The 13,538-nt window shown below is 70.7% G+C and carries 14 protein-coding genes; 6 read left to right on the top strand and 8 right to left on the bottom strand.

Annotation, left to right across the window (positions count from 1 at the left end):
* Positions 1 to 66 precede the first annotated feature (66 nt).
* The 3 genes from GPY60_RS03085 (at position 67) to GPY60_RS03075 (ending at position 3,039) form a co-directional block, all read left to right on the top strand.
* Positions 67 to 1,446 (top strand): FAD-binding oxidoreductase, encoded by a 1,380-nt coding sequence (locus GPY60_RS03085; RefSeq protein ID WP_156686115.1) that lies wholly within the window; start codon positions 67 to 69, stop codon positions 1,444 to 1,446.
* A 113-nt stretch (positions 1,447 to 1,559) separates the two neighbouring features.
* On the top strand, positions 1,560 to 1,817 hold the full coding sequence (locus GPY60_RS03080; RefSeq protein ID WP_156686293.1) for a ribosomal protein L7/L12: 258 nt from the start codon (positions 1,560 to 1,562) through the stop codon (positions 1,815 to 1,817).
* Positions 1,818 to 1,869: 52 nt separating this feature from the next.
* On the top strand, positions 1,870 to 3,039 hold the full coding sequence (locus GPY60_RS03075; RefSeq protein WP_197283515.1) for an aromatic ring-hydroxylating oxygenase subunit alpha: 1,170 nt from the start codon (positions 1,870 to 1,872) through the stop codon (positions 3,037 to 3,039).
* A gap of 8 nt (positions 3,040 to 3,047) precedes the next feature.
* On the opposite strand, the gene GPY60_RS03070 is transcribed toward GPY60_RS03075, so the two are convergent.
* The 6 genes from GPY60_RS03070 to GPY60_RS03045 form a co-directional block, all read right to left on the bottom strand.
* Positions 3,048 to 3,857: a polysaccharide deacetylase family protein gene (locus tag GPY60_RS03070; RefSeq protein ID WP_156686292.1), complete on the bottom strand. Its 810-nt coding sequence runs from the start codon at positions 3,855 to 3,857 to the stop codon at positions 3,048 to 3,050.
* Between the two features lie 225 nt (positions 3,858 to 4,082).
* A complete protein-coding gene (locus GPY60_RS03065; RefSeq protein WP_156686111.1) occupies positions 4,083 to 5,483 on the bottom strand; it encodes an alpha/beta hydrolase in 1,401 nt (466 codons plus the stop codon).
* Positions 5,484 to 5,614: 131 nt separating this feature from the next.
* Positions 5,615 to 7,819, bottom strand: a complete 2,205-nt coding sequence (locus tag GPY60_RS03060; protein ID WP_156686109.1) for a heavy metal translocating P-type ATPase — start codon at positions 7,817 to 7,819, stop codon at positions 5,615 to 5,617.
* Positions 7,816 to 8,028: a heavy-metal-associated domain-containing protein gene (locus GPY60_RS03055; protein ID WP_156686107.1), complete on the bottom strand. Its 213-nt coding sequence runs from the start codon at positions 8,026 to 8,028 to the stop codon at positions 7,816 to 7,818. The genes GPY60_RS03060 and GPY60_RS03055 overlap by 4 nt, the downstream gene beginning before the upstream one ends.
* Before the next feature lie 154 nt (positions 8,029 to 8,182).
* Positions 8,183 to 9,259: a hypothetical protein gene (locus GPY60_RS03050; RefSeq protein ID WP_156686105.1), complete on the bottom strand. Its 1,077-nt coding sequence runs from the start codon at positions 9,257 to 9,259 to the stop codon at positions 8,183 to 8,185.
* A 45-nt stretch (positions 9,260 to 9,304) separates the two neighbouring features.
* Positions 9,305 to 10,126 carry a mycofactocin-coupled SDR family oxidoreductase gene (locus tag GPY60_RS03045; RefSeq protein ID WP_156686102.1) on the bottom strand — a complete coding sequence of 274 codons (822 nt, stop codon included), beginning with the start codon at positions 10,124 to 10,126 and terminating at the stop codon, positions 9,305 to 9,307.
* Between the two features lie 100 nt (positions 10,127 to 10,226).
* Between GPY60_RS03045 and GPY60_RS03040 the strand changes: the two genes are divergently transcribed.
* On the top strand, positions 10,227 to 10,700 hold the full coding sequence (locus GPY60_RS03040) for an SRPBCC family protein (RefSeq protein WP_156686101.1): 474 nt from the start codon (positions 10,227 to 10,229) through the stop codon (positions 10,698 to 10,700).
* Between the two features lie 42 nt (positions 10,701 to 10,742).
* The gene (locus GPY60_RS03035) at positions 10,743 to 11,228 is read left to right on the top strand and encodes a YkgB family protein (RefSeq protein WP_231639273.1); all 486 of its coding nucleotides are present in this window, start codon (positions 10,743 to 10,745) and stop codon (positions 11,226 to 11,228) included.
* Here the strand turns inward: GPY60_RS03035 and GPY60_RS03030 are convergent.
* On the bottom strand, positions 11,219 to 12,196 hold the full coding sequence (locus tag GPY60_RS03030; protein ID WP_156686099.1) for an LLM class flavin-dependent oxidoreductase: 978 nt from the start codon (positions 12,194 to 12,196) through the stop codon (positions 11,219 to 11,221). The genes GPY60_RS03035 and GPY60_RS03030 overlap by 10 nt on opposite strands.
* A complete protein-coding gene (locus tag GPY60_RS03025; protein ID WP_156686290.1) occupies positions 12,193 to 12,828 on the bottom strand; it encodes a TetR/AcrR family transcriptional regulator in 636 nt (211 codons plus the stop codon). Before GPY60_RS03025 ends, GPY60_RS03030 begins: the two co-directional genes overlap by 4 nt.
* A gap of 86 nt (positions 12,829 to 12,914) precedes the next feature.
* On the opposite strand from GPY60_RS03025, the gene GPY60_RS03020 reads away from it, so the two are divergent.
* Positions 12,915 to 13,538 (top strand): TetR/AcrR family transcriptional regulator, encoded by a 624-nt coding sequence (locus GPY60_RS03020; RefSeq protein WP_231639271.1) that lies wholly within the window; start codon positions 12,915 to 12,917, stop codon positions 13,536 to 13,538.

The raw sequence follows: 13,538 nt of genomic DNA, 5'->3' as shown, positions 1-13,538 counted from the left end.
TGGTCATGACGCGCGGCCGGCGCCGGTCGTAGCGTCGCGGCATCGACACAAGGGAGGTACGGGTCAATGAGCCTGACAACCGCAACAGACGAACTGCGCACCCGGCTGGGCGGCGAGGTCATCCTGCCGGACGACCCCCGCTACGACGAGGCCCGGGCGCTGCACAACGGCATGATCGACAAGCGGCCTGCCGTCATCGTGCGGTGCCGATCCGCTGACGACGTCGCGGCCGCACTCGAATTCGCGCGGCGGTCCGGCCTCCCGCTGGCCGTCCGCGGCGGTGGCCACAACGGTCCGGGATTCGGCACCGTGGAGGCGGGCCTCGTCGTCGACCTGTCACCGATGAACCGCGTCGACGTGGATGCCGGCCGGCGCCTCGCGCGGGTGCAGGGTGGGGCCACCTGGCGCGACGTGGACACCGCGACCCACGCCCACGGGCTGGCGACGCCTTCCGGCATCATCTCCAGCACCGGCGTCGGCGGCCTCACCCTGGGCGGCGGCCACGGCTACCTGGCGCGCAAGCACGGCCTGACCATCGACAACCTGGTGGAGGCCGAGGTCGTCCTGGCCGACGGGCGCGTGGTGACCGCCTCGGAATCCCGTCATCCCGAACTGTTCTGGGCCCTGCGCGGTGGCGGCGGGAACTTCGGGGTGGTGACGTCGTTCACCTTCCGCCTGCACCCGATGCGAAACGTCATCTGCGGTGCGACCGCCTGGCCGGCGTCGCAAACCGCCGACATCCTGTCCTGGTACCGCGACTTCCTGCCGGCGCAGGACGAGGACCTGTACGGGTTCTTCGCGGGCATGACGGTCCCGCCCGTGGCGCCGTTCCCGGAGGCGTTTCACCTGCAGAAGGCGTGCGCGGTCGTGTGGTGCTACAGCGGCGACCCGGACCTGGCCGAGGAGGTGTTCGCGCCCGTGCGCGAGATGGCGCCGGCGTTCGACGGGCTGAGCGAGGCGCCGTATCCCGCGCTGCAGTCAACCTTCGACGCGCTGTATCCCAAGGGGCTGCAGTGGTATTGGCGCGGCGACTTCTTCGGGACGGTGCCCGACGGCGCGGTCGAGGCGCACGCGCGCTTCATCGAAGAGCTCCCGACCATGCACTCCACCATGCACCTCTACCCGGTCGACGGCGCCGTGCACCGGGTGGGTCAGACCGAAACGGCCTGGGCTTACCGGGATGTCACGTTCTCGCAGGTCATCGCCGGGGTCGATCCGGACCCGGCCAACGCCGAACTCATCAAGCGCTGGACGGTGGATTACTGGGACGCCACCCACCCGTACTCGGCCGGCGGCGCCTACGTCAACTTCATGATGGACGAGGGCCGCGACCGCGTCCGGGCGACGTACGGGCCGAATTATCAGCGGCTGACCGAGGTCAAGGCGTCCTACGATCCAGACAATGTGTTCCGCATCAACCAGAACATCCCGCCGGCGCGACGCTAGGCTCGGACAGCGGATCGGTGACCGGGAGGGTCCCGCGTGATCACTCGTGACGTCGACGTGGGTGCCGTGGCCGACTCGCCCGCCGAAGGTGCCGCCCTCATAATCGATGCGTGATGGAAGACGCCGTGGTTTACCGCCGCCTCGCCCTGCTCGAGCAACAGGTCCGGCTGTTGTCGGAAAGGCTTGGCATTCCGTGCCCGACGTTCGGCAGCGACGTGGGCGCCACCGCGCCGGGGCAACTCGAGGGCGGAGTGCCGTCGGAGGTGGTGGCCCTGGCTCGATCCGGCAACAAGATCGCCGCGATCAAGCTTTTCCGCGAGCTGACGGGCGCCGATCTGCGGGAGGCGAAGGAGGCCGTCGACTCGCTGTAGCGGGAAGACGGCCTTCTTGGTCGCGTGCCGTCCGAGTGTGATACTGGCAGCCATGAGCTCGCCGACAACGACGTTGGTCGCCGACGACGTGGAGATCGTCCGGCGCGTCCTGGCCCACATCGACGCCGGTACCACCGACGAGGGCGCGCCGTGGCGCGAGCCCGTCGAAAACTACCTCAGCCCAGGTCGTTTCGCCGACGAACTGCGACTGCTGCGCGCGATGCCGAGCGTCTTCGTGCCCTCGGCGGCGATTCCCAACCCCGGGGACCACGTCGAGCGGACGGCCTTCGGAGTGCCCCTGTTCGCCGTGCGCGGGCGTGACGGCCGGGCGCGGGTCTTCCGCAACGCGTGCCGGCACCGCGGGTTCGCGCTGGTCGAGGAAGCCGGCTGTTCGCACGCGCTGGTGTGCCGCTACCACGGCTGGACGTATCGGCTGGACGGTTCGCTGTCGCACGTGCCGCACCCCGATGCCTTCCCGGGCCTGGACATGTCGACCCGCGGTCTGGTCGAGGTCGGAAGCCGCGAGGTCGACGGCCTCGTCGTCATCGGTCCGGTCGAACGCGCCGGCGCCCCCGAGGGCGACGCGATGGCCTGGCTGAGCGACGGCAGCCCGTGGCGCGAAAAGCTCTGCCCCGCAGAGCGACTCATTCACGCGGACTCGGTACTGCGGGCGATGAACTGGAAGGTGCTCGTCGAACAGTTCCTGGAGGGCTATCACCTGCGCTCGACGCACCGGGACACGTTCTTCCCGGTGCAGTACGACGACCTCAACGTCGTCGAGCATTTCGGCCCGAACAGTCGTCTCACGTTCCCGTACCGCAACATCGAACGCCTCCGCGACCGCCCGGAGTCGACCTGGACCGTCGACGCGCGGGTGACGTACGTCTACCACTTGTTCCCCAACGTCATGGTGGCGACGTTCCCCGGCGTGGTGTCCGTTGTGGTGATCGACCCGGTGGACGTCGATCACACCATGGTGAGCACCTACTCGATGGTGAAACCCGAAGTCGCCGAACAGGCTTCCCGCGACCCGTCGCACCGGCTGGTGGGCGCGGGCAGCTTCATCGAGCGGGGCCTCGAGGAGGACAACGAGATGTCGACGGGTGTCCAGCGCGGGTTGCGCTCCGGCGCAAACGAATTCGTGGAGTTCGGCCGGCACGAGAGTGCGATCGGGCACTTTCACGCCAACCTCGACGAGCGGCTGTTGGCGCCCTCGGACTGACCCAGGGGCTACGGCGTCTTCTCGAAGACGTCGTTGAGCGTGACGGTGCGCAGGTCGCGGTCGCGGATGATGTCGACCAGCTGCGGGTAGACGTGGGTCACCGGCAGGTGATTGAGGTGGCCGATGACGATCGACTGCGGCGTGAAGTACTGATCGGCCATCTGGACGATGTAGTCCTCGGTGATGAGCGTGGAGTCCGACAACGAACCCGACCACAAGACCGGGACGTGGTAGCCCAGGTCGGCCGCGACGGCGTCGACGGCGCCGTTGCGCTTCGCGTACGGCGGCCGCCAGTAGGGCTTGGCCCCGATGCCGTACGTCTTCTTGAGGAAGTCGTCGTTACGGGTGAGCTGCTGGGCGATGTCACCCTTGGACAGGGTGGTCAGATCCGGATGCGACCAGGTGTGGTTGCCGAGCTGGATCTGCCCGCTGTCGACCAGCGGCCGCAACATCGCCGCGTTGTCGGTCCAGGAGTTGTAGATGCCGTTGACGAAGAACGTCAGACGCACGCCGGTGTCCTTGGCGAACTGCGTGTAGGCGCGGACCACCTCGCTGTTGACGCCGTCGTCGACCGTGACCGCCAGCAGGTCGCCTTCGCCGGGGATCTTCATCAGCGCGCCGCCACCCGGCAGCGGAATGCGGGCGCCCGGGGGCGGGGGCGGCAACAGGGCGGCCGGGGCCGTCGGCCCCGAGGTCACCACGTCGGGCGACGGCGTCTGCGCGAAGGTGCGGGGCTGCGGGTCGACGACGAGCCGGGCCGCGCCCACACCGGCAACGGTGGCCGCCGCAAGCGCGCCAAGGAATCGGCGGCGGTTCAGCTCCGGGGCGGCACCACCGCGCTGAGGCGTTGCGGCGGCCGGTGAGCCGGTGGCCAGGCGGTTACGCACGGCATTTTTGCGGTGTGACGTCGGCACGCGCGACCCGGTGCCCGGGGTGCGCAGGTAGCCGAAATCCGTCGCCACAGCAGCGAACCGTACCAAACGCAGCAACTCTATGTCGGTTACGTTACGGGAGGGTCAGCTGTGAATTGTGCATCGAAACGGCTACGGTCCGGGCGCGCTGTGTGCCGCGTCGCCGTGGTGCGGCAACGCCACGGGCTCGACGCCCGGGGTGCCCAGCGTCGCGGCGAGCCACGGCAGCGCCGCCTCGAACGCCTGCGCGGCGAACGGCCAGTCGTGCTGGCCGGGTTGGGCGACCACCGCGCACGGAATTCCGTTGGCGGAGGCGGTGGCGCACAGCGCGTTCGCCGCGGCGTCCTGGCCCTCCGGGTTGGCCGCCGGATCGGTGGGTGCGAGGGAGGGGTTGGCCTCCTCGGCGACGGTGTGGGAATCCCCGGACGAGGGAACGTCGAACCATCCCGACACCCCGCTGTAGCGGCCGTGCTTTGTGATCACAGTGATCGGATCGAACGCCGCCCAGGCGTTGCTGTCGCCGCCGAACAGCTTCGCGACGGTCTGCTCCTTGCTGCCGCCGAGCGTCGGACTGCGGTCGCCGGCGATGTCGACGAACGCGCGGAACAGCTCCGGGTGCATGACCGCCAGGTCCACCGCGCAGGTGCCGCCCATCGACCACCCGGCGACACCCCAGTTGTCGCGGCTGGCGCTGACACCGAAGTTCGACACCACGAACGGCACCACGTCCTTGGTCAGATGGTCGGCGGCGTTGCCGCGGCTGCCGTTGACGCACTCGGTGTCGTTGTCGAACGAGCCGGTGGGATCGACGAACACCAGCACCGGTGAGAACCCGTGATGCGCGGCGGCGAAGTTGTCGATCGCGGTGAAGGCGCCGCCGGGGCCCAGCCAGTCGGCCGGGGTGTTGAAGGCGGAGCTGATCATCATGACGGCCGGCAGCTTGGGCGGCGGGTTGCTGTTGAACCACGCGGGAGGCAGATAGACCAGTTCGCGGCGGTGGCGGAAGTGGGAGGCGTTCTCGTCGATGTCCACCGGCACCACCACGCCCTTGCTCGGCCTGGTCCCGGCGATTTGCATCTCCGTGACGCGCAGCCGGTCGACCTGGTCGGGCAGCGGCCCCGAGGTCAGCTGGTTCCACGCCGCGAAGACCGTCGGGAAGTAGCCGACCCAGATGTTCAACGACAGCGCCGCGCACAGCGCGCACAGCGGCACGGAAACGGCCGCGAGGCCGCGCCGCCACCAGCGCGTGCCGGGCCAGCCCAGCAGCAGCACGGCGCACGACAGTCCGGTCAGTGCGATCCAGAGCCACAGGGTCAGCGGCGCCGGGTCGCCGGCGACGCCGAGCGAGACCAGATACCAGTACGCCAGCGCGGTGAGCGCGGCGGCGGCCACGAGCGCACCCGGCAGGACCCATTTGTGCCAGCGGCGTTTGCGCCATTCGATCGCGGCGAGAACCACGAAGAGCGCGACCGCCTGCAGCGCCGGCGGCAGCCAGCCGTGCAGCAGGGACAGCTGTCCGAAGAACTGTGGCAACTCTCCTGGCTTTCGCTCAATCGACGCTTCGCGAAATGTGCTTGGTGGCTGGGCACGAAACGGTAGGACGGACCCATGATCCCACACCGGCGCCGCCACTCCGTCGACCGCGAAGTCGCGGTTGCGGCGCGCTACGCGCCTTGGAACGACCGCAGCCGCAGGCTGTTGGCGACGACGAACGCGCTCGACGCTGCCATCGCGGCGCCCGCCAGCATGGGGTTGAGCAGGCCCAGCGCGGCCAGCGGGATGGCGGCGACGTTGTAGCCAAACGCCCAGAACAGGTTGGTCTTGATGGTGGTCAGCGTCCGCCGGGCCAGCCGGACGGCGTCGGCCGCAGCGCGCAGGTCGCCGCCGACGACGGTGAGGTCGGCCGCCTCGATCGCGACGTCGGTGCCGGTTCCCAGGGCCAGGCCCAGGTCGGCCGCGGCGAGGGCCGCGGCGTCGTTGACGCCGTCGCCGACCATGGCGACCACCCTGCCCTCGGCCTGCAGACGCCGGACGGCGGCCACCTTGCCGGCAGGCAGCGTGTCGGCGATGACCTGCGCGATGCCCACCTCGTCGGCGATGCGGCGGGCGACGGCCGAGTTATCGCCGGTCAGCAGCACCGGGGTGAGGCCCAGGCGCGCGAACTGCCGGACGGCTTCGGCGCTGGTGGGCTTCACGGTGTCGGCGACCACGATGACCCCGCGGGCGAGCCCGTCCCAGCCGACGACGACGGCCGTCTTGCCCTCGCCCTCGGCGCGCGCGCGGGCCGCCTCCAGTGCTTCGTCGAGCCGAACCCCGGAGACCAGGCCGTCGCGGCCCACCACCACCGCGTGGCCGTCGACCACGCCCCGCACGCCCCGCCCCTCGACCGTGCCGAAGCCCTCGACGGCGGGGAGGACGCCGCATCGCGCCCTGGCGCCCGCGGCGATGGCCCGCCCGACCGGATGCTCGGAGGCGTCCTCCACCGCTCCGGCGTAGCGCAGCAGCGCGTCCGAGTCCGTTGTCGGGCCGGCGACGACGCCGGCCAGTGTCATCGTGCCGGTGGTGACGGTTCCGGTCTTGTCGAGCACGATCGTGTCGACGCCGCGGACGCGCTCGAGCACCTCGGGCCCCTTGATCAGGACGCCCAGCTGAGCGGCGCGGCCGGTGCCCACCAGCAGCGCGGTGGGCGTCGCCAGGCCGAGGGCGCACGGGCAGGCGATGATCAGCACGGCGACGGCGGCGGTCAGCGCGGCCGTGACCGACAATCCCGCGGCCACCCACCCGACGAGGGTGGCCAGCGCGGCCGCGACGACGGCCGGAACGAACACGGCGGCGACTCGGTCGGCCAGCCGCTGCACGCGCGCCTTGCCCGCCTGGGCGGCCTCGATGAGCGCGGCCATCCGCGCCAGCGCGGTATCGTCACCGACCCGGGTGGCCCGCACCACCAGCCGCCCGCCGGCGTTCACAGTTCCCCCGGCCACGGCGTCGCCGGGACGGACCTCGACCGGGACGGACTCGCCGGTCAGCATCGATGCGTCCACGGCCGAGGTGCCCGCGGTGACAATCCCGTCGGTGGCGATCCTCTCCCCGGGTCGCACGACGAACTCGTCGCCCACCGCCAGCCGCTCGACGGGAATGCGGATCTCGCCGCCGGGGGACAGCACGGCGACGTCCCTGGCACCGAGCTCCATGAGGGCTCGCAGCGCCTCTCCGGCCCGGCGCTTGGCCCGCTTTTCGAAATACCGGCCCGCCAGGACGAACAGGGTCACCCCGGCGGCCACTTCGAAGTACACGTTTCCCGCCCCGCCGCCGCGGCCGGCGGTGAGCTCGAAGCCGTGGCGCATGCCCGGCTCGCCCGCCGTTCCCCACACCATCGCGCATACGGACCATCCGAACGCGGACAGCGTCCCGATCGAGACCAGCGTGTCCATCGTGGCCGTGCGGTGCTGCAGGCTCGTCCACGCGGCCGCGTGAAACGGCCCGCCGGCCCACGCGACGACGGGCGTGGCCAGCGCCAGCGACACCCACTGCCAGGAGCGGAACTGCAATGCGGGGACCATCGCCATGGCGATGACCGGGACCGCGAGCACGGTCGCGCCGACGAGGCGGGTGCGCAGCGAGGAGACGTCGGGGGCGGCGGGCCCCGGACGCGCCAGCACCGCGGTGTAGCCGGCCTTTTCCACCTCGGCCAGCAGGGCGGCCGGGTCGTAGCCGGACGGGGCCGTCACGGTGGCCTTCTCGGTGGCGTAGTTGACGGTGGCGGCGACGCTGTCGAGCCTGTTCAGCTTCTTCTCGATCCGGGCGGCGCACGAGGCGCATGTCATGCCCGCGATCTTGAGCTCGATGGCGTTGGTCGCCGCGGCCGTCATGCGACCAGAACCGCCTCGAAGCCGGCCTCGTCGACCGCGCTGAGCACCGCGTCGTCGTCGATCGGCGCGGCGGCGGTGACGACCAGCCGTCCCGAGCGCGCGTCGACGTCGATGCCCTCGACGCCGGGCACCCGGCCGACCTCGCTGCGCACCGCGGCCTCGCAGTGCCCGCAGCTCATACCGCTCACCCGGTACTCACTGATCGCCACGGAACTCCTTTCGTACCCACGGGGGATGCTGCGCGCCGAACCGCCGGCCGCGCTGGGGTTGCGCCGCAACATCAACGCCGGCGACGTGCACCGGCGTGTCGCAACAGTTTAGGTGTCGCGCGTTAACCGGCTGGCGACTCCTGCCTGGCCGGCGTCAAGGCTGCGAGAGCAGCAACATGACCCGGCCCTGCGCCGACGGCGGGGCGAAGGCGGACGGGTCGAAGCCGTAGTACTTGCGGTCGTCGGGGCTGACGGCGTCGATCACCTTGCCGGTTGCGCTGAGCTCGCCGTGGTCGACGTCGGCCATCATGCCCCTGAAGTCGGGCACCGCCATCGAGTCGGCGAGCAGCAGCGCCTCACCGCCCCCGGGCAGCGCCACCAGCACGCCGGCGCCCGCATAGTTGTTGCCGCCGCGACCGCGTCCCTGCGGCGCCCAGTAGACCGGTCGCGATGCCACGGCGCCCCGCACGCGCCGGTATTCCCCCGGGTGGCGCGCGTCGGCGACCGTGATGAGGGGCAGGTGGGCGATCGTGCGCTTCTCCTGCACCCACATGACACCCAGCGGGATGCACACGATGGCGTACATCAGGCCCACCAGCGCCAGGACCGGCTTCCAGGCGATCTCCCAGCCGAGCCGGCGCTGCGAAACCGGCAGGCCGCGCAGCTGCGCGTCCAGCTCCCGGCGCCCGAACCGGAAGACGTACCAGGCCAGCAGGCGGGCCAGCGCCATGCAGGCGATGATGATCAGCCCGACGATGCCGCACGCCCGCCAATAGAACGTGCTGTCTCCCTGGTTGACGGTGGCAGCCCACATGACGGCGGGGATGGGCGCCGTGATCAGCAGCAGGAGTGCGTACGACGGATGACTGGTCAGGTAGGGGTACGACACGCTCCAGGCGCGGTTACCGCCGTAGATCGTCAGCGGCCCGACGTCGGCGTGCACGGTCGGAGTCCACGATCCTTGGACCACCCGCGGCCGAACCAGCGAGCGGACGAAGAAGAACCCGAAGAACAGCGAGACGGCGAGGCATCCCCAGAAGGTGCCGTCGAGCCGCTCACCGGTGCCCGGCACGCCGAACGCGCCGTGGATGTCGATCGCCTTGCCGAGGAAGAACATCAGCGGCATCACGACGAAGAACTCCATCAGCCAGATCTGGACCAGCTGCGGGATGCGGGAACCCAGCCTGTCGAAGGCCAGCACGCGTTGCCACAGGAAGCGCCCGACGCCCATGAGCAGGCACCTTAACCAGTTCCGCCCGTTGCGGCGACCGTTCGCTCAGCAGTACGCGATGCCCATGTCGACCGAGACCTGCGTCCCGGTGACGAACCGGGACTGGTCGCCGGCCAACCAGGCCACCGCGTCGGCGATGTCCTCGGGCTGGGCTGCGCCCTCGGGCAGCAGCGACTTGTTCCTGCCCCGCAGTTCGGGGTAGGTGTCGCCGGCCTCGTGGATCGCTTCGCGCATGCGCCCGCCGCCCATCGGGGTGGCGACCGCACCGGGATGCAGGCTGTTGACGCGGATGTTGTGCCGGCCGAGCTCGGCGGCGAACGCGCGGGCCAGCCCGGTGACGGCGTGCTTGCTGGCGGTGTAGTGGACCATGAAGGGCTCCATCCGCACCCCGGCGGCCGACCCGATCAGGATGATGGAGCCGCCGCGGGCGCCGTCGATGATGTGCCGGGCGCCGGCCATGACGGTGTTCCACGTCCCGGTGACGTTCGTGTCGATCGTGTCGCGGAACGCCTCGGGGGTGATGCGGTGCCAGGCCGCCGGGCTGCAGATGCCCGCGTTGGCGACCACCACGTCAAGCCGGCCGAGCTCGGCGACCGCTTTGCTGACGGCGGCGTCGAGGGCGTCGAAGTCGCGGACGTCGACGGCCGCGGACACGACCCGGGCGCCGTTGGCGCGCACCAGTCGCGCGGTCTCGGCGAGGTCGTCGGGCGTCGCCGGGTCGTAGGGAACGCTGGACGGCAACGGCCCGGCGATGTCCACCGCGATGATGTCGGCGCCCTCGCCGCTGAGGCGCACAGCGTGCGCCCGGCCCTGCCCGCGTGCGGCGCCGGTGATCAGAGCGACCCTGCCCGGAAGCGACTGGCTCATCGTTCGTTGGTTTCCTTCTGGCGACGTCTCGCCCTTTGTTCGCCGACACGGCGAAGCGTAGCGTCGGCCTCGCCATGCCGGACAGCCGGAAGGAGACACCATGACCGTCACCACCGTCGATGCGGGGCCCCGCCGGGTGAGCCGGTCGGTCGAAGTCGCCGCGCCCGCCGGCGAACTGTACGCGATGGTCGCCGATCCTCGGCGTCATCACGAGCTTGACGGCTCGGGCACGGTCCGCGACAACGTCACCTGCCCCGCGAATCTCGCTGTCGGGTCGAAGTTTTCGACGAAGATGAAAATGTACGGGCTGCCGTACCGGATCACCAGCACCGTGACCGCCCTGAAACCGAACGAAGTGGTGGAATGGCGCCACCCGATGGGGCACCGCTGGCGCTGGGAGTTCGAGGCGCTGTCGCCCACGCTGACGCGGGTCACCGAGACCTTCGATTACCGCGATGCCGGCGCGATCAAGAACGGGCTCAAGTACTACGAGCGGATCGGCGCCCGCAAGGGCAACACCGAGGGCATCGAGGCCACGCTGGCGCGGTTGCGCGATCGTTACGGTGCAAGGTGAGTCTTTACTGAACGCCGCCGCGCCGCGGGTCGTCCACTAGGGGTGAACAGAACCGGGCTCACCGCCGATACACACCGTCGCATCGCCGAGTCGCTTTCGCAGACCGGGCAACTCGTCGCCCGTTACGGCCTGGTGGTCGTGCTGGCATGGATCGGCTTCGGGAAGTACGTGAAGATGGAGTCGCGCGTGCTCATCGAGCACAGCCCGCTGATGAGCTGGATCTACGACGTGTTCAGCGTGACGACGGTCGCGCGCGGGCTCGGGACCATGGAAATCGTTGCCGCGCTTCTGATCGCGCTGCGGCCGGTGTCGCCCCGTGCGTGTGTGGCGGGCAGCGCGCTGGCCGTCGTGCTGTTCGTGGGCACGATCAGCTTCCTGTTCACCACGCCGGGGGTGGTCGCGAAACACTACGCCGGCCTTCCGGTGTTGTCGGCGTTGCCGGGGCAGTTCCTGCTCAAGGACCTGGTGCTGATCGGCGTGGCGATATGGAGCCTCGGCGAAGCGCTGGCGGCCGCGGCTCACACGTAAGGCAGCACGTCGTCGGCCAACAGGTGCAGGCTCGCCCACCCCTCTTCGAGCGGGAGGCCCCCCGCCAGGGGGTTCATCACGACTTCGCTTCTCCCCCTGCGAATCTGATCGAGCAGCTGTGCGGGAGTGAGGATCTCGACGACACCGCGGTCGCGCAGGTCGTGGGCCGACGCGACCGCCGTCTCGTTGGGCCGCGGGACGCCGGACCGCTTCCAGGCGGTGTACTCGGCGGCCTCGTGCATGAGGAAGTCGCCGTAACGGGCCCAGGCCGTGTCGGGATCGTTGTGCAGCAGGGTCACGGTGCTGCCGTTCTCGGGCCGGTAGACGAAGCCGCTGGTGCCGTTTCTTTCCATCTCCCGCTCGTAGACGGCTTCCACGTCGGGCAGGGCCATCGGCGGGGAGAACGGGAGCCCGAAGCGGGCGGCGCGCCTGGCCGCCGCCGCGGTCATGCCGCCGACGAAGAAGATCGGGTGCGGTTTCGTGTGGGGCTTGGGCGTGACGTTGATGCGCGCCCCGCCGTATTCGAACGGCTCGTCGCCCCACGCCCGCAGCAGAACCGTCAGGCACCGGTCCATCAGCGCGGCCCGCTGCGACCAGTCCTTCCCGGCGGCGTGGTACTCCTCTGGGCGGTAACCCATTCCGGCCACGAAGCTGAACCTGCCCTGGGTGAGGTTGTCCAGCACGGCGATGTCCTCTGCGAGGCGCACCGGTTCGTAGAGGGGGAGGATCAGCGCGTTGACGCTGATACGCGCGCGGCGCGTGCGCCCCGCGACCGCGGCGGCCATGATCAACGGCGACGGCAGCCACCCCGTCGCCGCCAGGTGGTGTTCCTCGGTGCTGATCGCGGTGAAGCCGCGCCCGTCGGCGTACTCGGCCATGTCGAGTGCGGCCTGGTAGCGCTCCGCGTGGCGTGCCGCCGGGTCGGCGACATTGGTCATGTTCAGCCGCAGGGCGGTGAGCAGACTCACCGGGCGTCACCGTCGCCGCGCGCGAACAGGGTGCCCCGGATCAACGCCTTCGCCGCCTCCAGCGTCACCGCGTAGGCGTCGGGTGCCAGGGCGGCGGCCCGTTCGGTCAGGCCGCGCGCCAGCGCGTCGAGCGCGTCGACCGTCGCCTTGGTCTCGGTGCCGCGGGGCAGCCGTCCCCGCGCCCCGGCCTCCTCGACGATGTCAGAGAGGATGGCCCGCAACGCCTTAAGCCCGGGGGGCACGGCCCGGCGCCCGCGCGGACGCTCCGCGCGTTCGAAGGCGGTCAGGAAGGGTGCGAGGTATGGATGGTCGCGCATCAGCCGGCCCGCCTCGTCGAGCACCGCTTCGATCCGCTCGGCCGGGTCGTCCGCGCGGCCCGCGGCGGATCGCAGCCGTGGCAACGCGATCTCGTCCACCTCCCTGACCGTCGCGGTGAGCAGCGCCGACTTGCTGGGGAAGTAGTGGTAGAGGCTGCCGCTGGTCATGTCGGCGGTGCGCGCGATCTCGCGGATGGTGGCGCGGGAGTGGCCCAGCTCGGCCACGCAGCGCATGGCCGCGGCGACGATCCGGGCGCGGGTCTGCTCGCTGTCGGCGCCGACGGGCCTGCCGAGGACGGGCGGAGTGACGGTCATGCCCGCGGTGAACCTCCTGGTGAACCGCTCACACCACACCTCCCCGCCGCGGTCGGCGCTAATCAATCAGTCGATAATATTCGACGGTGGCGACGAGAAGGCGGGCGCAGCGCGGGCGCCCGGTCGGTGCCGTCGGGGACGAGACCCGGCAGCGGATCATCGCGGCCACGATGCGCTGCGTCGCCCGGCAGGGTTACTCGCGCGCCACCATCCGCGAGATCGCCCGCACGGCGGGCGTCACGAGCGCCAGCCTGTACAACTACTTCCCGACCAAGGACGAACTGATCAGGGCGGCGATCGCCGCCCGGACGGAGATCGCGCTGCCACGGTTGCGCGGGGCCGCCGGCGGCCCCGGCGATGTCGTCGAGCGAATCGAAGCGGTGCTCGACGAGTCGGGCCGGCTGATGCGCGAATATCCCGACCTCGCCGCGTTCGAGTGGGCCATCCGGTCCGAGGGCGCGGCCGCCCTGGGCGAACCGGCGTTGAACGACAGGGGGTTTCACGCCTTCCGCGAGATCATCGAGGGCATCGTGGGCGACGCGCAAAACCGGCAGGACGGCGCCGTCGACGCGGTGTACGCGCTGATCTACGGGCTGACCGAGTTGGCGGCGACGCTGCCGGCCGCCGAGTACCACGCCGCGCTGCGATCGGCCAAGCGACTGGTCAGGGGGAATTTGCTGAGCGGGACCGGCCGTTCCCGGCGGCGTTGA

Source organism: Mycobacterium sp. Marseille-P9652 (genome assembly GCF_902652685.1).
Classification (GTDB): domain Bacteria; phylum Actinomycetota; class Actinomycetes; order Mycobacteriales; family Mycobacteriaceae; genus Mycobacterium.
This window is presented reverse-complemented; position numbering and strand designations above follow the sequence as displayed.

What these genes read in the sequence shown, in the direction of transcription:
- GPY60_RS03085 (WP_156686115.1), top strand. Translation starts at nt 67, where the DNA reads ATGAGCCTGACAACCGCAACAGACGAACTGCGCACCCGGCTGGGCGGC.
- GPY60_RS03080 (WP_156686293.1), top strand. Translation starts at nt 1,560, where the DNA reads ATGGAAGACGCCGTGGTTTACCGCCGCCTCGCCCTGCTCGAGCAACAG.
- GPY60_RS03075 (WP_197283515.1), top strand. Translation starts at nt 1,870, where the DNA reads ATGAGCTCGCCGACAACGACGTTGGTCGCCGACGACGTGGAGATCGTC.
- GPY60_RS03060 (WP_156686109.1), bottom strand. Translation starts at nt 7,819, where the DNA reads ATGACGGCCGCGGCGACCAACGCCATCGAGCTCAAGATCGCGGGCATG.
- GPY60_RS03050 (WP_156686105.1), bottom strand. Translation starts at nt 9,259, where the DNA reads ATGGGCGTCGGGCGCTTCCTGTGGCAACGCGTGCTGGCCTTCGACAGG.
- GPY60_RS03045 (WP_156686102.1), bottom strand. Translation starts at nt 10,126, where the DNA reads ATGAGCCAGTCGCTTCCGGGCAGGGTCGCTCTGATCACCGGCGCCGCA.
- GPY60_RS03040 (WP_156686101.1), top strand. Translation starts at nt 10,227, where the DNA reads ATGACCGTCACCACCGTCGATGCGGGGCCCCGCCGGGTGAGCCGGTCG.
- GPY60_RS03025 (WP_156686290.1), bottom strand. Translation starts at nt 12,828, where the DNA reads ATGACCGTCACTCCGCCCGTCCTCGGCAGGCCCGTCGGCGCCGACAGC.